Source organism: Kocuria gwangalliensis, from assembly GCF_039544365.1.
Lineage (GTDB): Bacteria > Actinomycetota > Actinomycetes > Actinomycetales > Micrococcaceae > Kocuria > Kocuria gwangalliensis.
This window is the reverse complement of sequence record NZ_BAABLN010000005.1, coordinates 91,956-112,301: the sequence shown is the minus strand read 5'-3', so window position 1 is coordinate 112,301 and position 20,346 is coordinate 91,956. Positions and strand designations below refer to the sequence as shown.

Annotated in this window: 15 protein-coding genes; 9 read left to right on the top strand and 6 right to left on the bottom strand. The window is 68.8% G+C overall.

What is annotated here, in order from left to right; genetic code table 11:
• The first annotated feature begins 16 nt into the window (after window positions 1-16).
• On the top strand, window positions 17-1,111 hold the full coding sequence (gene cydB / locus ABEA06_RS02990) for a cytochrome d ubiquinol oxidase subunit II (protein ID WP_062737390.1): 1,095 nt from the start codon (window positions 17-19) through the stop codon (window positions 1,109-1,111).
• A complete protein-coding gene (gene cydD / locus ABEA06_RS02985) occupies window positions 1,108-4,536 on the top strand; it encodes a thiol reductant ABC exporter subunit CydD (protein ID WP_062737389.1) in 3,429 nt (1,142 codons plus the stop codon). Before cydB ends, cydD begins: the two co-directional genes overlap by 4 nt.
• A 195-nt stretch (window positions 4,537-4,731) precedes the next feature.
• On the opposite strand, the gene ABEA06_RS02980 is transcribed toward cydD, so the two are convergent.
• The 5 genes from ABEA06_RS02980 to ABEA06_RS02960 form a co-directional block, all read right to left on the bottom strand.
• Window positions 4,732-5,646 carry an MIP/aquaporin family protein gene (locus ABEA06_RS02980; RefSeq protein WP_084271836.1) on the bottom strand — a complete coding sequence of 305 codons (915 nt, stop codon included), beginning with the start codon at window positions 5,644-5,646 and terminating at the stop codon, window positions 4,732-4,734.
• A gap of 297 nt (window positions 5,647-5,943) precedes the next feature.
• On the bottom strand, window positions 5,944-7,113 hold the full coding sequence (locus ABEA06_RS02975) for a heparan-alpha-glucosaminide N-acetyltransferase domain-containing protein (protein ID WP_219930791.1): 1,170 nt from the start codon (window positions 7,111-7,113) through the stop codon (window positions 5,944-5,946).
• A gap of 472 nt (window positions 7,114-7,585) precedes the next feature.
• Window positions 7,586-8,551, bottom strand: a complete 966-nt coding sequence (locus ABEA06_RS02970) for a cytochrome c oxidase assembly protein (RefSeq protein WP_062737404.1) — start codon at window positions 8,549-8,551, stop codon at window positions 7,586-7,588.
• 286 nt (window positions 8,552-8,837) lie between these two features.
• Window positions 8,838-9,521 carry a DUF305 domain-containing protein gene (locus ABEA06_RS02965; protein ID WP_062737386.1) on the bottom strand — a complete coding sequence of 228 codons (684 nt, stop codon included), beginning with the start codon at window positions 9,519-9,521 and terminating at the stop codon, window positions 8,838-8,840.
• The gene (locus ABEA06_RS02960) at window positions 9,518-10,165 is read right to left on the bottom strand and encodes a DUF3105 domain-containing protein (RefSeq protein WP_062737385.1); all 648 of its coding nucleotides are present in this window, start codon (window positions 10,163-10,165) and stop codon (window positions 9,518-9,520) included. Before ABEA06_RS02960 ends, ABEA06_RS02965 begins: the two co-directional genes overlap by 4 nt.
• Before the next feature lie 1,229 nt (window positions 10,166-11,394).
• Between ABEA06_RS02960 and ABEA06_RS02955 the strand changes: the two genes are divergently transcribed.
• From ABEA06_RS02955 to ABEA06_RS02925, 7 genes are all read left to right on the top strand, one after another.
• Window positions 11,395-11,763, top strand: a complete 369-nt coding sequence (locus tag ABEA06_RS02955; RefSeq protein ID WP_129701470.1) for an ArsR/SmtB family transcription factor — start codon at window positions 11,395-11,397, stop codon at window positions 11,761-11,763.
• The gene (locus tag ABEA06_RS02950; RefSeq protein ID WP_062737366.1) at window positions 11,760-12,674 is read left to right on the top strand and encodes a cation diffusion facilitator family transporter; all 915 of its coding nucleotides are present in this window, start codon (window positions 11,760-11,762) and stop codon (window positions 12,672-12,674) included. The genes ABEA06_RS02955 and ABEA06_RS02950 overlap by 4 nt, the downstream gene beginning before the upstream one ends.
• A 53-nt stretch (window positions 12,675-12,727) precedes the next feature.
• Window positions 12,728-13,411: a DsbA family protein gene (locus ABEA06_RS02945; RefSeq protein ID WP_062737365.1), complete on the top strand. Its 684-nt coding sequence runs from the start codon at window positions 12,728-12,730 to the stop codon at window positions 13,409-13,411.
• Window positions 13,412-13,415: 4 nt separating this feature from the next.
• The gene (locus ABEA06_RS02940; RefSeq protein WP_229587029.1) at window positions 13,416-15,416 is read left to right on the top strand and encodes a cytochrome c oxidase assembly protein; all 2,001 of its coding nucleotides are present in this window, start codon (window positions 13,416-13,418) and stop codon (window positions 15,414-15,416) included.
• Window positions 15,409-16,056, top strand: coding sequence for a vitamin K epoxide reductase family protein (locus ABEA06_RS02935; protein ID WP_095650760.1), 648 nt, complete (start codon window positions 15,409-15,411; stop codon window positions 16,054-16,056). The genes ABEA06_RS02940 and ABEA06_RS02935 overlap by 8 nt, the downstream gene beginning before the upstream one ends.
• Window positions 16,057-16,397: 341 nt before the next feature.
• Window positions 16,398-17,678 (top strand): cytochrome P450, encoded by a 1,281-nt coding sequence (locus ABEA06_RS02930; protein WP_062737362.1) that lies wholly within the window; start codon window positions 16,398-16,400, stop codon window positions 17,676-17,678.
• Complete coding sequence (locus ABEA06_RS02925; RefSeq protein WP_129701472.1) at window positions 17,675-18,691, top strand: sodium:calcium antiporter; 1,017 nt, start codon at window positions 17,675-17,677, stop codon at window positions 18,689-18,691. Before ABEA06_RS02930 ends, ABEA06_RS02925 begins: the two co-directional genes overlap by 4 nt.
• A gap of 569 nt (window positions 18,692-19,260) precedes the next feature.
• Here the strand turns inward: ABEA06_RS02925 and ccsB are convergent.
• Complete coding sequence (gene ccsB / locus ABEA06_RS02920) at window positions 19,261-20,340, bottom strand: c-type cytochrome biogenesis protein CcsB (RefSeq protein WP_109222873.1); 1,080 nt, start codon at window positions 20,338-20,340, stop codon at window positions 19,261-19,263.
• Window positions 20,341-20,346: the final 6 nt, after the last annotated feature.

Here is a 20,346-nt window from a genome sequence, read left to right as displayed (position 1 = left end):
CAGAACGGCCCCTGACATGGAACTGCTTCCCACTCTCTGGTTCATCGCCATCGCGGTGCTGTGGACCGGGTTCATCCTCCTGGACGGCTTCGACCTGGGCGTGGGGATGCTCATGCTTACCAGTACCCGCGATGAGCGCCAGCGCCGGCAGATGCTCAATACCATCGGCCCGGTGTGGGACGGCAACGAGGTGTGGCTGATCACTGCAGCCGCCGGGCTCTTCGCCGCCTTCCCCGACTGGTACGCCTCCTTGTTCTCTGCCCTGTACGTCCCCTTCGTGTTCGTCCTGGTCGGGCTGATTTTCCGGGCGGTGTCCATCGAGTACCGCGGGAAGGTCCACAGCGACCGGTGGCGGCGGTGGGTGGACCGGGCCTTGGGGATGGGGTCGTTCCTGGTCGCCTTCGGGCTAGGTGCTGCCTTGGCTTTGACCACTACGGGTCTGCCGCTGAACGCTAACGGCGACCGCGTCGGCGGGGCCTTCGCCTGGCTCACGCCCTACGCGCTGCTCGGGGGGCTGGCGCTGGTCGGGTTCTGCCTCGTGCACGCCGCGGCCTTCCTGGGACTGAAGACCGAGGGCCCGGTCCGGGTGCGTGCCCGCCGGTTCCTCCTCCGCTTCGGTCCGGCTGCGCTGGTGCCGCTCACCGTGTGGGTGTTGGCCGTTCAAGTGCTCCACGACACGGCCTGGACCTGGCCCCTGGTCGGTGTCGCGGTCGTCGCCGCGCTCTTCGGGTGGACCAGCGCCCGCCTGGGCCGGGAAGGCCGCGCCTTCGCCGGTTCCGCCGCACTGCTGTTCTGCGGTCTTACCTCAATCTTCGCCAACGTCTACCCCGTGGTCCTGCCCTCCACGATCGACCCCGCCCACCACCTGACGGTGGCCAATGCCTCCAGCAGCGACTACACCCTGGGGGTCATGACCGTCGTGGCGGCCATCGGCTTGCCCGCGGTGCTGCTCGCTCAGGGCTGGAGCTACTGGGTGTTCCGCCGGCGCCTGACCACCGGCCATCTTCCCGCCCCCCACCCCGTCCTTCCCGCCGTTGCCCCGAAACTCGCCACGGGCACCCCACGTGAGGGTGTGCCGGGGAGAGGCGCGGACGGGAACAGGCAGGCATGAAACGTCCCCCACTGGGCCCCGGCGGCTCTGCAACAGTCTTTACCCTCAGCCTCCTAGGAGCGCTCAAGGCTCTGGCCCTGATCGGCATGGCCGAAGCCCTGGCTCGCGGCATCGTCGGGGTCATCGCTCATGACACGGCGGCCTGGCAACGGGCTCTGCTGGTCGGGATCGGCGCCGGGTTGCTGCGTGCCGGAACCACCTGGGCCACCCAGGTCGTCGCCGTCCGCGCCGCCGGTCGGGCGAAGCGGGGGCTGCGCCGAGAACTCGCCACCGGCCTCATGGCCGGTGGTGGCCACGACGTCGGCGCCACGACCACCGTGGGCACCATCGGCCTCGACGCCCTCGACGACTACTACGCGCGCGTGCTGCCCTCGGTCACCGCCGCCGCCGCCGTGCCTCTGCTGGTCGGGGCGAGGATTCTGGCCGCCGACTGGGTCAGCGCCCTCATCATCGTGCTCACCGTGCCCCTGATCCCGGTGTTCATGGCACTGATCGGACTGCACTCCCAGGACAAGGCCGGGGAGTCTTCCGCCGTTCTTCAACGGCTCTCCCACCACCTGGTCGAACTCGCCCGTGGACTGCCCGTCCTCGTGGGCCTGGGGCGGATCGAGGAGCAGGCTGCGGCGTTGCGCGATGTCTCCGAGCAGCACCGGCACACGACCATGGTGACGCTGCGCACCGCTTTCCTCTCCGCGCTGGTGCTCGAGCTGATCGCCACGCTCTCGGTCGCCGTCGTGGCGGTGTTCGTCGGCGTGCGTCTCGTTTACGGTGACCTCGACCTCCTGGTGGGGCTCGTTGCCCTCATCCTCGCCCCTGAATGCTTCGCCCCCTTCCGCGACCTCGGCGCAGCCTTCCACGCCTCCCAGGACGGCATGGCAGCCCTGCATCGCTCCCGGGAGATCGTCGCCGAGTCCCCGGCCCCCGACATCCGCAGAACGACGCCGCCGGAATCGAACCCCGCAACGATCAACCCCCGGCCGGACACTCCGGCGGACCAGGCACCCCTGGTGCGGATCAGCGGCGTGGTCGTGCGCTACCCAGGACGGGCCTCCCCAGCAGTATCCGGTCTCGACGCCGAAATTTTCGGCGGAACCATCACCAGCGTCGAAGGCCCCAGCGGCAGCGGCAAATCCACCCTGCTCGGGGTCCTCGCCGGAACCATCGAAGCCCAAAAAGGAACCATCCACGGGATCGACCCGGCTGCAGTGGCCTGGGTGCCTCAGCACATCCACACCGTCGGCGAAACCGTCCTCGACGAGATCCAGCTCTACGCCCACGACACCGCCTCCGCCCACCACGCCCTCGCGCGAGTCGGACTGACCGGGCTGGCCGAGGCGGACCCGAACCAACTCAGTCCCGGGGAGCTGCGCCGCCTGGGCCTGGCCCGGGGCCTGGCCCGCATCACCGCCGGGGCCAGGCTGCTGCTCCTCGACGAGCCCACCGCCCACCTCGATCCCGCCAACGCGCACCGCATCAGAAACCTCATCGACAACCTGCGCGGCACCACAACCGTGATCCTGGCTTCCCACGAAACCGAGATCACTGCCCTCGCCGATCAGACAGTGCTCCTGGGGCAGCCCGCCAGCCCCCGCGGGGAGGGGGCGCACCGCCGGCCAGGAACCACCGCCCCGGAGGAGCCGCCGGTGCCCGATCGCCAGGGCGAGGCGTCCAATTCTTCACTCGCCGAGACCTCCGGTGGTGCGTTGGGCGAGCTCGGGGCGTTCATCGCCTCCACTCGCTGGCGCGTGCTGGGGGCCGCGGCCCTGGGGACGGCCTCAGCCCTGTTCGCCGCCGCCCTCACCACGCTGTCGGGCTGGCTGATCGTGCGCGCCAGCGAGCAACCGGGAATCATGTACCTGATGGTCGCCATCGTCGGCGTCCGCTTCTTCGGCATCGGCCGTGCCGTGCTGCGCTACGCCGAGCGACTGGCCACCCACGATGCCGTCCTGTCCGCCACCACCGAGCTCAGGTCCCGGATCTGGGCCGGGCTAGCCGCCCGCGGCCTGGCCTCCCGGGCCCTGGCCACCGGTGGGGCGGCGCTGGAGCACCTGGTCGAGGCCGCAGACCGGGTCCGTGACCTGGCACCAAGGGTCCTGCTGCCACCGATGGCCGGGGCCGGCACCGCCCTGGGGGCTGTCGTCACCGTCACGGTCCTGTGTCCCAGCGCGGTGCCCACGCTCCTGGTCGCCGTTTTCGGCGGGCTGCTCGCCGGGCCCGCCGCGGCGCTGCTGGCCGATCGCTCGGCGGCCCGCCACCTCACCGTCGTTCGCTCCAAAGTGATCCGCCGCTTCGCCGCGATGGCCGCCGCCTCCAGTGAGCTGCGCGCCAACGATCGAACCGAGGACATGCTCGCCCGGCTGGACGACCTCGAGCAGCGCGCGGACACGTCGACCCGCTCCAGTGCCTGGGCGCGGGGCCTGGGCGAGGCCGTCGTGGTGCTGGCCTGTTCTCTTTCCTCCGTGCTGATGCTGGCTACCACCGCCGAAGCCCTGGCGGCGGGCACGATTTCCACACCGGTCGTCGCCGGACTCGTGCTGCTGCCTCTGGGCCTGATCGACCCGCTGCTCGGCGTGGTCGATGCGGTACAGCAGTGGTCCGCGCTGGCCCAGTCACTGCGCAAGGTCCATGCCGTCACCTCCACAACCACCCGTCACGAGCGACCTCAGCCCCCCGCCGGGCTGGTTCCGGCTCAGGTCCAAGAGCTGACGCTGGCCGACCTGGCCGTCACCTGGCCCCAGGCGCCGGCCCCGGCATTCCGCCACCTCCAGGCCACCGTGCGACGCGGCCAGTGGCTCGTCGTTGAAGGTCCCTCCGGCTCAGGCAAGTCCACCCTGCTGGCGACCCTCCTCGGCCACTTGCCCGCCGCGGAGGGCTCATGGCAGGTCAACGGCTCCGACAGCACCACCTTCGACGCCCGGCAGCTGCGGCGGTGCTTCGCCTGGTGCCCCCAGGAGGCACATCTGTTCGACTCCACCATCCGCGGCAACCTCCTGCTCGCCCGGGGTAAAGACGATCGGCCCACCGATGAGGACATGTACGAGGTCCTCACCCGTGTGGGCCTGGGCCCCTTCCTGGACAGCCTTCCCCGGGGCTTGGACACACCAGTTGGGCCCAGCGGCGGGGAGCTCTCCGGGGGGCAACGTCAACGCGTCGCCGTGGCCAGGGCACTGCTCACCCGCGCCGACGTCATGCTCCTCGACGAACCCACCGCTCACCTCGACGCACCAGCTGCCGACTCGCTGATCTCCGACCTGCGCTCAGCACTGTCCGACCGCATCGTCGTGCTCGTGACCCACCACGCCGAACAACGTGCTGGAGCAGACGTCCACCTCCGCCTACCAGGGGTGCACCAGCACCGCCCACCGCAACCCAGGGACCATGCGCAGGCCAGAAACGGCGACCGGTCACTGACGCGTGTTCTCTGACCGCCCCGCCAACGCAGACGATCTCCCAAGACATCACAGCCCCAGATGAGATACACCTCTCCCGGGGACTCCGCGCGACCTGTCCTCAGCCGCCGACGCTCGGCCGGCCTGCGCTGGCGCGGGTTGATCCACATGGCTCCAACGGGACGTCATGGTGCATAGAACCGTCCCGTCACGAGACACTGCTCGATTCCCTCACACTTCCGGGGCGGTGGAAGTGTCGGTGCTGTTGTTTGCTGTGGCGTCTTCCGTGGATTGCGTAGTGGCGGGGCGGGGTGCGCGGCCCAAATCCACCACACGGTAGATCAAACCCGCCACCAGACCCCCCAACAACGGGGCGACCCAGAACAGCCACAGCTGGGACAGGCTCTGCGCGCCACCGATGGCCGCGGTGCCGGTGGAGCGGGCCGGATTCATCGATCCGCCGTCGAACGGCGCCAGGATGGTGAGCAGGAACGCGAAGGTCGCCCCGATCGCCACCGGGGCCAGTACCGCGTTGGCCCGTGGGGCGGTTGAGCCCAGGACCACGAGAACGAACAAGGTGCTCGCCACGAACTCAATCAGAAGCACGGTGGGCCAGCCGGCTTGGGAAGTGGAGTTCTGCCCGTAGCCGTTGGCCACCGCCCCCAGAGCCTGGGCGGTGGTGGCGGCATCGATCAGTGTCATCAGCACCGCCCACAGCAGCCCCACCGCGACCAGGGCCCCCAGCACCTGGGCCACCACGTAACCGATGGCGACCTTGGGTGATGTGCGCCCGGCCACGACCGCCGCCAGGGTCACGGCAGGATTGAAATGACCCCCGGAGACATGCCCGAAAGCCACCAATACCGCCAGCAGCCCCAGCCCGAAACCCAGTGCGGAATCGATGACCTGGGTGGCGAAAATCCCGGTGCCCACCCCGGCGAAAATCAGCACGGTAGTGCCCGCGAACTCCGCCGCCCACCGGGCACCGGTGGAGGGAGCCGGGGACACCTCGTTGGTGCCGGAATCTTTGCGCACCGCTTTCGGAACCGGAGCCACCAAATCCTGAAAGTCGAGGGCGGCCGTTCCAGCATCACGGGCGGGCGCTGTGGATCCCGCAGCAGCAGGTTGTGCGGTGTTGTCGGTCATAGGGGTTCTCCTGAACGTTGTATCGACACGGCAGGGCCAGAAGGGAAGGCCAGTAAGTCCGGGCGCCGGGCGCCGCTGCAATAGGACCACGGCTAGCTGAATGGTTTTTGAGCACGGGCTCAAATGTGTCGGCCCCACAGCAGGTCCTTGCTGGTCGGTCGCCTCACTCAAGGCTGACAGAGAGGGGACTGGCGAAGGCGCTTTCCCATTCTGTGGGTTCAGCGGATGTGTTGTGGGAGCCCATTCTTGATACCGCCGCCTCGACGGACCCACCCGCTGCTGCAGTTGGGTCCGGGCTCAGTCTTCGCATCGAGCGGAGGTGAGCACGAGCCCACGCCCGGCGCCGGCGGTCCGGGCCAGGGCCAGCTCCAGTGGGCCCTGGCCGTAGGCGCGCTGCCAGGCCACCGCGAACACCGCCGCCCCGCCTGCGTGGATGAGGAACCACAGGAGGGGCACCTCGTAGTGCACCATGGCGGCCAGTGCCAGCAGGTGGGCGGTGTAGAGGGTCAGGGTCATGGAGCCCGCAGCACTGAGCGGCAGCAACCAGGCGCCGGCCTTCCGCCCGATGAGCAGGAACGCCCCCAGCACGGCCGCACCGGAGCCGAGGCCATAGAGGATCGCGATCGGGGTGTTGGTGTGCGGACCGGGGATTAGCAGCCACCACCACGACGTGTCGGGCAGGACGGGGTCGGGGCCCCAGATGATGATCTCGTCGATCTGCTCCTGGCTCAGTCCCGGGGTGGAGCTCATCAGCTGGTCAAAGCCGCCGGCCTGCATGATCAGCACCCAGTAGACCAACCACGCGGCCAGAGCCAGGACCAGGCCCGCCCCGAGCAGCCGGACCTGGACGTGCAGGGACCGCAGGTTGAGCCGGCCGATGGCTACGCCGGCAAGCAGGTAGGTCAGGTATGGGGCCGCAGGGTAGGTACCGGTGAACAACAGTTGGGAGAGCACCGTGCCAGGGTCGGTGAGCACCCCGGTGATGGTGGGATTGTAGACCTCCATCGCGGGCAGCACGCCGCGCAGGGTCTGCATCAGCACCGGGGCGGTCACCGCGGTCACTCCGGCGAGGATGAACAGGGTCCGTGCGGGTAGGTGCAGGAAGGGGATGGCCAGCAGGAAGAACATCCCGTAGTAGGTCAAGATGTTGTAGGCGGGCGGGTCCTCCGGCATGACCTGGTTCACGAGCAGGCCCAGCACAGTGATCAGCACGGCCCGGATGAGCAGCCCCACCCGGTCGGCGGTCATCGTCCGGCCCCGGTGGGCTGTGCGTCCGCCGGTGGAGAACGCCAGCCCGACCCCGGCCAGCAGCGCGAACAGGGCCGCGGCCCGGCCGGCGAACAGCTGCCACTGCAAGGTGACCTCGTAGGTCTCGGGGTCCCAGGCCGGCAAGATGTGGATGGAGAACATCCCGACCAGAGCCAGACCCCGGGCGGCATCGACGCCCACCAGCCGGGATTTTTTCACCAGCGGGAGACCTGAGTCCCCAGTTGGCCCCCGCGTCCCCGAGGTCGGGTGGTGGATGCTGACCATGCTGGTGGGCTCCTTCTCTCGGATGTACCGGCGGGCCCCCGCCCACCGGTCCGGGCACTCCAGGCCCCTCCACCCCCATTTGACCAGGGCGGACTGTCCCGGGCTTATCCTTTCCCTGTGCCCTGGCTGTGTCCGCTGCCGCGTCTCCGGGCGCGCCATGCGGGCCTGCGAACGGTCGTCTCCAGGTCCGCCACCATCAGCACCACGGATGTGCACCAGGCCGAGAACTGGCCGAGATGGTCGGCGCCCGGGTCTTCCACACCCTGGACGGCCTCTCCTGGTCCCATAGGACCCTGCAGGCCACCGGCAGGCCACGCACCTGGGAACGGTTGGGGGCGGCGGGTCGTGTCGGCGTCCCTGGCCGTCCCAGCCGGCTTCCGGTGACGTCAGCCGGTCCACATAGGGGTTAGCGGTCCTCGGTGCGCTGCTGCAACTGATCCAGGTAGGCGTTGTAAGCATCCAAATCCGGGGTGCCTCTGACGGCGGCCTCGGCCTCTTCGCGGGCGGCGTTGCGCGCATCCTCGCGGTGCCACTGGCTCATGATGAACAGCAGAATCAGCACGGACGGCAATTCACCGTAGGACCAGGCCAACGAGCCGGCCAGGACCTGGTCGGCCATCGGGTCAAGGTTCCAGCTGCCTGGCGGGGTGGCGAAAAACTCCACGACGGGTAGCGGAGCCATCATGACGATGACGCCGAAGAAGGCGTGCAACGGCATCTCGGGGACGATGTCGGCCAAGCGACTGCCGTAGGTTTGTTTGGCCGGCAACGGGTCGGCCGACAGCAACGGGATCGTGAACAGGATCCCGGAGGCCAAGAACAGCAGTTCCAGCCCGATGTGGCCGTACCAGGTGGGCAGCAACCGGTCGTCAAGTCCGCTGAGATACACCCCGTAGAAACTGACCAGGAACAACGGAACCAAGAAGGCAGGATGGATGGCGAGCCTGCCCCACCTCGAACGCAACCCCCACAGGGCCAGGCGCAGCACCACGGCGCCGGGCCCGCGATGGGGTGCAGCCCGCAGCAGCAAAGTGCCCGGGCTGCCCAGGACCAGCAGCGCGGGAACGAACATCATCAAAGTCAGCTGCTGGAACATGAACACGGAGAACATGCGCAACCCGTAGCCTTCAATTCCCGCGCCCATGATGACCGCTGTGACCGCGCACCCGGCGAAGAAGCACAGGGTCCGCCACACCGGCCACCGCCGGCGTGCCCTCCACAGCCGGGCCGCTCCGACCAAATACAACACAGCCAGCACCAGCGCGATGGCCGGGATGAGTGGAATTGGTTGCAACGTGGGGGCCAGGAAGTTCTCCAAGCTCGGCGGCTCGGACGGGACCCAGACCGGCCCGGCCATGTTGCGGTCAACCATGGTCACGGAAAGCATCGACTGCCATGAGGACATTTTTGCATGCCACAGAACGGTCCCGAGGTCCGGATCGGGCCCTGAGCCCAGGACCGGTCCAGGAGGGACGGGCCTGCCACGCCGGCCTCTCCCCGGACCTGCCCGCGATATTGGGGATCGGGGCCGAAGAGCCCCGGTGGATTCCGGTCCCCGGCGCACAGCTGGGCCGAGCATGGGAACCGGTTCACGTCTGGGCCCGTCAGCTTTTGCGCGGACCCGGCCACGGGTGCTGATCCTGGCGTGCGAACGGAGATCATGATGGGTTGCGGCGCTTCTCCAACAGGTCCTCCATGTACTTGATCTCCGAGGTCTGGCTGGTGGCGATCGATTGCGCCAGAGAGGTCACCACGGGGTTGTCAGTGTGCTCCAGGATGGCTTGGGCCATGGCTGCTCCGGCTTGGTGGTGGGGGATCATCAACTCGAGGTAGAGCCGTTCGGCCTCCTGGCCTTGGGCGTCCTCCAGCTCGGCCAGCTGCTCGGCGGTGGCCATGCCCGGCATTCGCGCGTCCGGACCAGGGCTCGTGGAGTCCATGCCGGGCATGGATGTGTGGTTCTGGTCGCCGTCGTCCATCCAGGCCATGGCCGGTTGGGATGAGGCCTGGGGCAATCCCCACACGGAGAGCCAGCCGTACATCTGCCCGGCCTGTTGTTGCTGGGTGCGGGAGATGTCGTATGCCAACCGGCGGATCTCCGGGTCTTCCGTACGGTCACGGACCAAGGAACTCATTTCCACCGCCTGCAGGTGATGGGTTTGCATGTCGCGGGCGAACCCGGCTTCCGGGCTGCCCTCCGCCGGGGTGGACGACGTCGGAGCGCTCAGCTGCCCCACCGCCCAGCCGGCCGCCACCAACAGCACGGCCGCCAGCACCAGCAGGACCCACCGTCCCCGGTGCCCTGCCGAGCTCCTGGAGGCGGCGCCGGTGGTGCTGGTGCTCATGCGACCCGGCTGGGGGCATCGATGCCGCCGGTGCAGGATGCCCCGGGCTCCGGGGCGTCGGGGGACTGCCAGTACTTGGTCACGAACTGCTCCAGGCGCTCATCTTCCGGGGAGTCCAGGGCGACCTGAGCCCCCCACGCCGAGATCATGATGGGGGCGCCCAGGTCCTCGTAGGGGGAGAGCACCACGTAGGTGTCCGGGACGGCCTGGCGTAACTCAGCCACCTGGTCCTCGGACAGGGCGGAGGGGTCGTAGGCGGCCCACACGGCCCCGTGCTCCAAGGCGTGCACGGCGTTCTCCTCGGGCACCGGCTCGGTGTAGACCCCGCAGTTGAGCCAGTCACTGGCGTGGTCCCCGCCCACCGGGGGGGACTGCTCGTAGTCCACCGCGGTCTCCACGTGGGAGTTGCCGAGGCCCTCGTAGGTCTGCAGCCCGGCGATCTCGATGTCCTCCCGCGCCTGGGGCGGGGGATCGTTGATCACCGCCACCGTCACCAGGGCCCCGACCGCCGCGACAGCCGTCACCGCGCCCGCGCCCGCCAGGAGCCGCCGCCTGCGGGTGGCCCGGGCATCGGCCGCCCAGTGCTGATCCAGCAGCGCAGCACGTTGCTGCCGCGCCCGCTCCGGGTCCGTACCGCCAGCCATGCGTCCTCCTTGAAAGGCCCAAAAAGGGTCTTGCTCCTCATGAACGGGCAGGACAGTAGCTCACTGCGCTGAGCCTTTCCTGCAAGGCCTTCTTCGGAAGATCGTCCACCATCCACTCCTGGACATGTCGGCGAGTGTGCATCCTCGAGCGCAGGAGAGGCGCGTCCTCGGTGGCTAACGGCGACGACGCAGAAGATCCAGGCCTGGGGCGGTATGTGAGGACCGGGTGCGCACTCCTTGCTGGTCGTTCAAAGAGGACGCACCCGGAGTATGTGATGCCTGAACCGGCTCAGCGTAGGCAAACCTGGACCGGCCCGGAGCCGACGTTGACGCTGTCGAGGACCGCCTGGTGGCCGTTCCGGCCGCCGTGCACGGCCTCGCCGCCGCCGGGATGGACCCCGATGTGGGCGCCCCCGGGGAGCAGTCGACGAGGACATCGGTCTGGGTCTGGACGGTGGAGACGCGGGCGCCGGACTCAAGTGGTCGGCCGGTTAGCCGCGGAAACTGGTTCAGGCCGCGCCCAGCGCATCACTCACCGCCCCAGTGCAGGCCTGATCCCGGACGGTGTCACCGAAACGACCGATGTCCGACGGGGGTGCTTTCGGAGAGGAGCACTCCCGCAGCAGGTGAAGGGCGCAGCAGGTGCGCGTGAGGTAGAGGCGGTCCGGCCCCGGGTGAGAGCGGTCCGGGGATCTGCTGCGGTGACCATGTGGGGCACCGCAGCAGCGAGTCCGGCTCAGCGGTAGGTGTAGTACCCGTCAACGCCATGCCCCTCGATGGGTACTACACCTACCGCTGAGCTTCGCCCCACCAGTGGTGGCCGGTTGACGGGAGGCCTTCCGTCAGGTGCGAAGTGCTCCGAGAGGATCGTCATCGGCGACATATTTGGGGTACTTCGTGCCTGGATCGCAGAGTCGATCGGTCGCCACGGCCCGGCCGCCTTGCACCCGGTCGGGAAACGGCGCACGGGCGGGCTGCCCAGCGGAGCAGCGCAGAAAGTGATCATGGGCTCCACCCGTCTCCTGCCGGAGGCAGACAATCGCCTTCCCTCCCCGCAGGGGCATTGCGGCAACGGCCGCACGAGGTGCCGTGGTGGTTCGAGGACGGGGGCGCCGCAGTGGCGGACGGCACCCCCATCCGCCCACACCGTAGGGACACAAGCTGGACATTGCCCGAGCCTCGCTCGACCCCGCCCCTCTTTGATACAGATTCTGCTGTACGGTTGTGGCATGAGGATCTTGTCCCCGGTCGAGGTGATGTCCCGGTTCGGCAAAGCACTGGCCGATCCCACCCGGGCCGCGGTGCTGCTGCAGCTGCAGCAGGGCCCGGCGGTGCCCTTGGAACTGGCGGCCCAGATCGGGGTGAGCCGGCAGATCCTGTCCAACCACCTGGCCTGCCTGCGCGACTGCGGGCTGGTCGTGGGCGTGCCGGCCGGACGCAATGTGCGCTATGAGCTCTCGGACCCGAAGCTGGCCCACGCCCTGGAGGACCTGCTGGGCACGATTCTCACCGTCGAGGCGGTGTGCCAGTGCGGCACGCCGGAGTGCGCCGCCGAGGAGCTCGCCGGTGCGGCCAGCACCCAAGAGGTTCCGGCGTGAGCGGTGAGCACGATCACGCCCACGGTGCCACCGGGCGGCGGGGAAAGCTGGCAGTAGTCTTCGCCATCACCGCCACGATCATGGTCGCCGAGATCATCGGCGCGGTGATCTCGGGCAGCCTGGCGCTGCTGGCCGATGCCGGGCACATGTTCACCGACTCCGCCGGGCTGCTGATCGCGCTGATCGCGGCGACCCTGGCCCTGAAGCCGGCCACGGACAAACGCACCTGGGGGTACAAGCGGGCGGAGATCGTCGCCGCGGCCGCCCAGGCCTCGGTGCTGCTGGCCGTGGGCGGGTTCGTTGCCGTCGAAGGTATCCGCCGGCTGCTGGAGCCCCCGGAGGTCGAGTCTTCGGCCATGCTGTGGTTCGGGGTGATCGGGCTGGTCGGCAACATCATCGGGCTGATCATCCTGGCCTCGGGGCGGGGAGAGAACCTGAACATGAAGGCCGCCTTCCTGGAGGTCGCCAACGACGCCCTGGGCTCGGTGGCGGTCATCGTCTCCGCGATCGTCATCGCCACCACTGGGTGGACCCAGGCGGATGCGATCGTGTCCCTGCTGATCGCCGCCCTGATCGTGCCCCGGGCCCTGATTCTGCTGCGCGACACCATCGAGGTCCTGATGGAAACCACTCCCAAGGGTCTGGATCTGGATGAGGTCCGCACCCGCCTGGAGTCCCTGCCCCACGTGGTGGGGGTGCACGACCTGCACGCCTCACGCATCGACTCCGACACCCCGGTGCTCTCGGCCCACGTCACCGTCCACGACGGCTGCCTGAGCGCCGAGCACGCCGGTGTCGTGCTGGCGGATCTGCAGGCCTGTGTGGCCCGTGACTTCGACGTGGCCATCGAGCACTCCACCTTCCAGATCGAACCGGCCTCCCACCGCGGGGACGAGACTCTCCGCCACTAGAACCCCTCCACTCCCGGTATGCCCTGCTGCCTGAGACAGAACGGAAACCCCTTGTGAGCACTACCGCCAGTACGAGCGCCCCCCAGCGGAAACCCTCGAAGGCCAAGATCCTCGTGTGGATCCTCCTGGTCGCCATCGTGGCCGCCGTGGCCATCCCGATCCTCATCGCCCGTGCCAATTCCACCCCTGAAGTACCCGAAGATGTGGGGCAGCTGGTGCGAGAGAACAGCCGAGTGCTCTCGAAGGCCCCGGATGAGCAGGCGGTGCTGGTGGAGTTCCTGGACTACGAGTGCGAGGCCTGCCGGGCCGCCTACCCCTTCGTCGAAGACCTGCGGGCCGAGTACGGCGACACCGTCACCTTCGTGCACCGCTATTTCCCGTTGCCGGGTCACCGCAACTCCGTCAACGCCGCGGTGGCCGTGGAGGCCGCCGCCCAGCAGGGACAGTACGAGGCCATGTATCAGCGCATGTTCGAGACCCAGGCCGAATGGGGGGAATCGGCCGAGGACCAGAGCGCACTCTTCCGCGGCTTCGCCGAGGACCTCGGCCTGGACATGGCCGCCTTCGATGCCGCGGTGGCCGACCCGGCCACCGAAGAGCGGATCAAGCTCGATGTGGCTGACGGTGAAGCCCTGGGCGTGGCCGGGACCCCGACGTTCTACCTCGACGGAGAAGTGCTCAACCCCGAATCCCTGGAAGCCTTCCGGGCCGCTGTCGAGACCGCAGCCACCGACTGACCCGATGACCAGTCCATCCCGCACCACCACCACACCACCGCCCGCCCCGTCGGCGCCGGCCCTGGCAGTGGTTGGACGGCGCCGGGGCGTCGCCACCGCTGCTCTCATCGTTGTCGGCCTGATGACCCTCACCGTGCTGTGGGTGGCCCTGAGCTCCTCCGGGGCCACCGCGGCCCGGGAGGTGCTCGATCCCGGGGCGATGGTGCGCTGGGGACTGCCGGCGGCCACGACCGTGCACCATCTGGCCATGTCCATCACCTGGGCAGGGCTGGTCTTCGCCACCACCGTCGTGCCCCGGTCCACCCCGGCCCACGGCGCGAGAACACCCGGAGCCGAGCACCCGGCCTTCGCCCGGGTGCTGAACGTGGCCGCGGGGGCGGCGGCGGTGTGGACGCTGGCCGCGGTGGCGATCATCGTGCTCAGCTACGCCGACACCATCGGTGCCCCCGTCTCGGGCTCGACCGAGTTCACCGGACAGCTGGGCTACTACGTGACCCGCCTGATTCCCGGCCAGGCGTGGGCGGTGACCGCGGTGATGGCCGCGCTCACCACCACCTTGGCCGTGCTCGCCCGCTCCCCGGGGCCGGTGACCGCCACCACCGTGGTGGCCCTGGCCGCCGTCATTCCGCTGTCCCAGCTCGGGCACGTGGCCGGGGTCGATGACCACAACGGGGCCGTCAACGCTTTGGCCCTGCACCTGCTCGGGGCCGGGATCTGGACCGGCGGGATCATCGTGCTCGCCCTGCTCGTCCCGCTGTTGACCACCCCGCAGGCCACGCACGGCGTGCTGGTGCGTTTCTCCGCCCTGGCCGCGGTGGCTTTCGTCGTGGTGGCCGTCTCCGGGGTTATCAACACCGTCTACCGGATCGGTGGGTGGGACGGGCTGGCCTCCGGCTACGGGGCACTGGTGATCGCCAAGACGATCGCCACCGTGGCCCTGGGGGTGCTCGGGTACCTCAACGGCCGGGTCATTGCTGCCGGGCCTGCGAGCCGGGGCAGGGTGTGGCGGCTGATCACCGTGGAGGCCTTCATCCTCTGCGCGGTGATGGCCCTGGGCGTGGCCCTGGGGCGCACCCCCACCCCGGTGCCCCTGGAACGGGAACCGGACATCACCGCCGCCGAGATCCTCACCGGCTACCTGCTGCCCCCACCGCTGAGCGCCTCCGGGTGGGTCACCCAGTGGCGCCTGGACTGGCTGTGGATCGCCGTGGCGATCCTCGCAGCCTGCCTCTACCTGGCCGGGGCGCGACGCCTGCGCTACACCAGGACACCGTGGCCGGTGGCGCGCACGGTGGCGTTCCTGGCCGGACTCGTGCTGCTGGTCTATGTCACCTGCGGGCTGCCGGCCGTCTACGCCCCGATCCTGTTCAGCATCCACACCACCGCCCACCTGCTGCTGGCCTTCCCGGTGCCGTTGCTGCTGATCGCCGGACGACCCGGGCTTCTGGCCGCGGCCCTGGTGCCGGCCCGCACCGACGGCTCCACCGGGGCGCGCGAGCTCACCACCGCATGGCGCACCTCCCGGACCGGGGCGCTGATGGCCCACCCGATCCCGGCCGCGGTCCTGGTCCTGGCCGGGCTCGGTGTCTTCTACTACACCCCCGCCTTCGCCCTGGCCCTGCACACCCACGTCGGCCACGAACTGATGAATACCACCGCCCTGGTCCTGGGCCTGATCTTCGCCGCCGCCGTGCTGGTCCCACCACGCGACCGGGCTGCGGTGCACACCCAAGCTCTGACGCTGGTCGGGACAGCCACCGCCCTGGGGCTCTGGGCGGGGGCCACCGCCCTGTCCCCAGCGCTGATCCAACCGGAGTGGTTCTCCGGGCTGGGGAGGGACTGGGGCCCCGCCCCGCTGGCGGACCAGCAATCCGCGGCCAGCTCCATCCTCCTGGCCGGGGCCCTGCCCCTGTTGGCCACCGCCCTGGCCGTCCTGGCCCGAAGACCCCAGGCCGACACCCCTGTCATCGACAACGGAACCGTCAAGGACACCCACCATGGCTGACCCCACCACCAGCACCACCCATCACACCGACGCCGGCCCGGCCACCGAGACCCACCTGCCCGGCTTCGCCCGGTACCGGCCCTTCGCGGTCCTGCTGCTGGTGACCGGGGTGATCGGTTGGATCGCCTCCGGTGTCCTGGTGCTCGAGCGCCTGGCCCTCTACCGCGACCCCGGCCACGTCACCAGCTGCGACATCAACCCCTGGGTCTCCTGCGGGCAGGTCATGGGCACCTGGCAGTCGGAACTGTTCGGCTTCCCCAACCCGCTGATCGGCATCGTCGCCTTCGCCGTGGTCATTACCACCGCCATGGCGGCCCTCTCGGGGGCGCGGTTCGGGCGCTGGTACTGGATCGGGCTGCAGGTCGGGGTCACCGCCGGGGCGGTGTTCGCGATCTGGTTGTGGTCCCAGGCGCTGTTCTCCATCTACATCCTGTGCCTGTACTGCATGATCGTGTGGGCGGCGATGATCCCGCTGACCATCCTGCTCACCATCCGCAACATGGTCCACGGCATCATCCCCGCCCCGCCCGGGCTGGCCCGCTTCGCCGCCGACTGGGCCTGGACCCTGGTCGCCATCACCTACGTCGCGGTGGCCGCCTCGGTGTTCTTCCGCTTCTTCACCGCCTTCACCGGCCTCTGACACCCACCGGTCGCGGTGCTCCCACGGGGGTCGACACCGTCGACGGTGTCAGACCCAGCTTGCCCATCAGACTCATCATCCGTGGCCCATGTTCCGCTGACAGACATCGGGTGATCGCCGGCCGCGTCCGGTCGGACGCGTTGCATCAGGTCGCCATCGCAGGGGCTCGGGATCCCGTCTTGGAAGGTATTACCGCTGTAGCGCTTCGATCGGCATCTGACGTTGGTACCTCGCCAGGGTAATGTCATCCTTCAGTCGCGATCATGCTTTCCGAGGTCCGAGGTCCGAGGTCCGAGGTCCGAGGCCACGATGCCGCGAGTCCACCGTGAGAGGGAGTCCTGATGGGACGCATGGCGTACGACCTCAGTATGGACAGCACTCTGGCCTTGGCTTGGCAGGGCTATGAGTTCGTGTCCCGGCGGTGTGAACGGTACGGAACCGATGTGTTCCAGACCCGCCTGCTGCTGGAGCCGACGGTGTGTCTGCGCGGTGCGGAGGCCGCGCAGGTCTTCTACGACGCCGACCGGTTCCAGCGACGAGGTGCCTTCCCAATGCGGGTGCAGAAGACGTTGCTCGGTGTCGGTGGCGTGCAGGGCCTAGACGGACAGACCCACCGGGCGCGCAAGCAGATGTTCATGGATCTCATGACCCCGCACGACATCCGTACTTTGACGGGCCTGGTCGCCGACGGCTGGAGAGCCCGGATTATCGGGTGGGAAGCCGCTGACCGCATCGTGCTGTACGAGGAGGTCGGGCAGATCCTGTGCCAGGCGGTCAGTAGCTGGGTCGGTGTCCCCGTCACCGAGTCCCAGGTCAGGGGCCGCACCCAGTCCTTGCACGCCATGATCGAGGCTCCCGCTGCGGTCGGTCCCCGGCACTGGCGGGGCCGGCGCGCCCGCCACGGGGCCGAACAAGCCATTGCGGACCTGGTGGATCGGGTACGCCGCGGGGAGCACGCTGCCCCGGAGGGCAGCGCCTTGCAGGTCGTGTCCACTCACCGCGAGCCTGGTGGGCAGCTGTTGGGCAGCCGGATTGCCGCGGTCGAGCTGCTCAACCTCGTGCGTCCCACGGTCGCGGTCGACCGCTTCATCATCTTCGCGGCCTTGGCCCTGCACCAGCACCCCCAGTGGCGAAGCCGGTTGCGCCAGGGCGGTGACCGCGACGCCGAGTTGTTCGTTCAGGAGGTCCGCCGCTTCTATCCTTTCTTCCCGATGGTCGGTGCTCGGGTGCGCACTGCCTTCGATTGGCAGGGCGTGCACTTCCCCCAGGGGCGTAGAACGCTCCTGGACCTGTACGGCACCAACCACCACCCCGACCTGTGGGAGAACCCCGAGATCTTCGATCCGGACCGCTTCACCACTTGGGACGGCGGCGCCTACGGTCTCATCCCACAAGGCGGCGGGGATCACCACATCGGCCACCGGTGCGCGGGGGAGTGGATCACCATCGCCCTGATGAAGGCGGCGCTGGCCATCCTGACGCGGGAGATGACCTATGACGTCCCGTCCCAGGATCTGCGGATCAGCCTGCGTCGCATGCCCACCCTGCCATCCAGCGGATTCGTGATCTCCGACGTGCGCTCCGTACCGTCGAGCGCAACGGTGGGGGGAGGGCCGCGATGACGTGGGTGTGGGTGGTGGGCTTGGTCTTGGCGGCATTCGCCACCCGCTGGGGCGCTGAGCAGCTGGCCGCTCCCCTGAAGGCGGTACGGCAGCGGTACGGGTTCACCGGCGCCGCCGGCGGCCCACTGGTCGCTCTCGGCAGCGCCAGCCCCGATGTCGGCATCAACGTCGTCAGCGCGGCCACCGGGGCCGGAGCGGTCGGACTGGGCAGCATGCTCGGCTCCACCGTGGTCTCGATCCCGATCACCGTCGCGGTCGGCTACGCGGCGTTTCGGAAGAACCGGGCGACCAGCGACAAGAAACCTGCCGAGCAGGGCGAGGGCCTGCGGATCGAGAAGAGCGCGGTGCTCATCGATGCACTGCCCTACCTTGCCGTCGTCGCCCTGTTCGCGGTGCTCATCCTGCCTCCGGCCTGGCGAGGGTTGCAGCCGATCGATGGCTTGATCGCCGTGGTCGCATACGTCATCTACCTCGGGCAGGCCCTCTTCCGCGGTCGTGGTGGTGAACGTGGTCAGGTCTCGTGGTCGGGGAAACAGACCCTGCTGACGCTCGGCGGTGTAGCCGCACTTGCCGTGGGTTCCTACGTCCTCGTCACCGGAACCCAGCAGATCGGTTCAGCGCTTGGCCTGGCACCGCTGGTCAGCGGGCTGTTCATCACCGCGTTCATGACTGCTCTGCCGCAGGTGTTCACCACCTGGTCCGTGGTCCGCAGTGGGCAGGTGACCAGCGGGATCACCAGCGTCTTCGCCGACCACACCATGACCTTCACGCTTGCGGTGCTGCCTCTGGCGATCGTGACCGTGCCGGTGCAGAACTACCCGGTCGTGCTCACCGTTATGGCTTTCGTTGCGCTCATGCCGGTGCTCTTCGCCGTTCTGAGCTACCGCCGCGAACGCCACGACTCCTACGGGTTCATCCTCCGCGATGTCGTCATGCTCGGTGGGGCTCTGATCGCATATCTCCTGTGCACTGCCGCCGTTCTCTTCTTCCTGGCCGGAGCCAGCGGCCGCTGATAGGGCGAAACCTGGGACAGAGCCTCCACGGGACCTGGTGCGATTCACTCCGGCACATGGTTCGCGTGCATGTTACTGGGGGGAAGTCTTAGGTGAATGCCAACCGCCTCCAGGGCGCTGACTCCGCTTGCAGCAAAAGAAGTTCCGGAGGATTTCTCCTCGGCTGCTTCTTCGATGCTGCCGGTATATCCGGGCAGCACCAGAGCGCACCCCAGGACGAGGGCGGTGATGGTGGCAGAGCGCTTCACGGGTGACCTTTGCTGGATGTCTGAGTACCGGGCACCGGCACCGGCCGGTCGATGCGCCAAGAAGATATCCGCCTGGCCGTGGTGGTGCCTGGATGGGCGCTGCGAAAGGGGTCCTTCTCAGGCCCGGAAATCAAGGAAGTGCTGGGGCGGGGTGCCGTGATCGGGACGCCATCGCAGGGCGGCGCCGGGAGTATCCCTGATGCGCGCCCCAGCGCCGCGGGGCAGCGGCCCATGGGTTCTTTCCGTGCCTGTTTCTGCAATCCGTTCCCTGCTGGATCACGACGAATCCCGCCCCGTAGCTGGCGGTCTACGCCGCCGGGGTTACAGCCCGGAGTAAGAGTGCAGGCCGGTGAAGACCGTGTTGACGACGGCGAAGTTGAAGATGACGCACAAGTATCCGACGATGGACAGCCAGGCTGAGCGGGTGCCGGTCCAGCCGCGGGTGGCCCTAGCGTGCATGTAGGCGGCGTAGACGACCCAGATCACGAACGTCCAGACTTCTTTGACGTCCCAGCCCCAGTAGCGGCCCCAGGACTGCTCGGCCCAGATCGCGCCGGCGGCCAGGGTGAAGGTCCAGAACGCGAAGCCGATCGCGTTGAGCCGGAAGGACAGGTTCTCCAGCGCCTGGGCGGAGGGCACCATGCCCAGGAAGCCCATGCCGGGGGCCTCACCGGCCAGAATGGCTTTCTCCCGGCGGGCCTGCAGCAGTTGGAGGACGGCCATGGCGAAGGTGATGGTGAAGATCCCGGAGGCGGCCACGGCGATGGAGACGTGGATGACCAGCCACCAGGACTGCAGCGCGGGGACCAGCGGGCCCACCGGGGTGGGAAAGCCGATGGTGGCGGCGGTGAGCATGATCACCACGAGCCCGGTGACGAGGGTGCCCACGAAGCGCAGGTCCCTCAGCAGCAGCGCACCCAGGTAGACCCCGGCCACGACGAGTGCCCCGGTGGTGGCGAACTCGTACATGTTGCCCCAGGGCACCCGTCCGGCGGCCACCGCCCGGGCCATCACAGCCACGGCGTGCAGGGCGAAGGCCAGGACCATGACGGTCACGGCCGCCTGGGCCGCTGGGCGGCGGGTCCCGGTGTAGCGCATGGAGGAGTCAGCGACGTGTTCGGCCAGCACCGACTGGGCGGAGGCCGGGTACCCGCGGCCGCGGTCACCGGTGCCCAGCCCGGCCCGGGAATCATCGGCCTCCACCGTGTTCACCGTGGCAGTGGTTGCCGCGCCGACCAGTTGCCCTTCCGATCTGTTGTGTTGCTCGGGTCGGGCCCTGCGCAGGATCTTGGAGTGGGAGGCCATGTCCCAGGCGAAGGCCACAAAGGCCACCAGGTAGGTCATGGCGGCCAGGAGCATGAACAACTGGCTCCAGGCGCCCAGGTCCTCATTGACGGTCATCGGTGA

Coding starts and splice junctions, on each gene's coding strand:
- cydB (WP_062737390.1), top strand. CDS start 17: ATGGAACTGCTTCCCACTCTCTGGTTCATCGCCATCGCGGTGCTGTGG.
- cydD (WP_062737389.1), top strand. CDS start 1,108: ATGAAACGTCCCCCACTGGGCCCCGGCGGCTCTGCAACAGTCTTTACC.
- ABEA06_RS02980 (WP_084271836.1), bottom strand. CDS start 5,646: ATGACCGACAACACCGCACAACCTGCTGCTGCGGGATCCACAGCGCCC.
- ABEA06_RS02970 (WP_062737404.1), bottom strand. CDS start 8,551: ATGGTTGACCGCAACATGGCCGGGCCGGTCTGGGTCCCGTCCGAGCCG.
- ABEA06_RS02965 (WP_062737386.1), bottom strand. CDS start 9,521: ATGAGCACCAGCACCACCGGCGCCGCCTCCAGGAGCTCGGCAGGGCAC.
- ABEA06_RS02960 (WP_062737385.1), bottom strand. CDS start 10,165: ATGGCTGGCGGTACGGACCCGGAGCGGGCGCGGCAGCAACGTGCTGCG.
- ABEA06_RS02955 (WP_129701470.1), top strand. CDS start 11,395: ATGAGGATCTTGTCCCCGGTCGAGGTGATGTCCCGGTTCGGCAAAGCA.
- ABEA06_RS02940 (WP_229587029.1), top strand. CDS start 13,416: ATGACCAGTCCATCCCGCACCACCACCACACCACCGCCCGCCCCGTCG.
- ABEA06_RS02935 (WP_095650760.1), top strand. CDS start 15,409: ATGGCTGACCCCACCACCAGCACCACCCATCACACCGACGCCGGCCCG.
- ABEA06_RS02930 (WP_062737362.1), top strand. CDS start 16,398: ATGGGACGCATGGCGTACGACCTCAGTATGGACAGCACTCTGGCCTTG.
- ABEA06_RS02925 (WP_129701472.1), top strand. CDS start 17,675: ATGACGTGGGTGTGGGTGGTGGGCTTGGTCTTGGCGGCATTCGCCACC.
- ccsB (WP_109222873.1), bottom strand. CDS start 20,340: ATGACCGTCAATGAGGACCTGGGCGCCTGGAGCCAGTTGTTCATGCTC.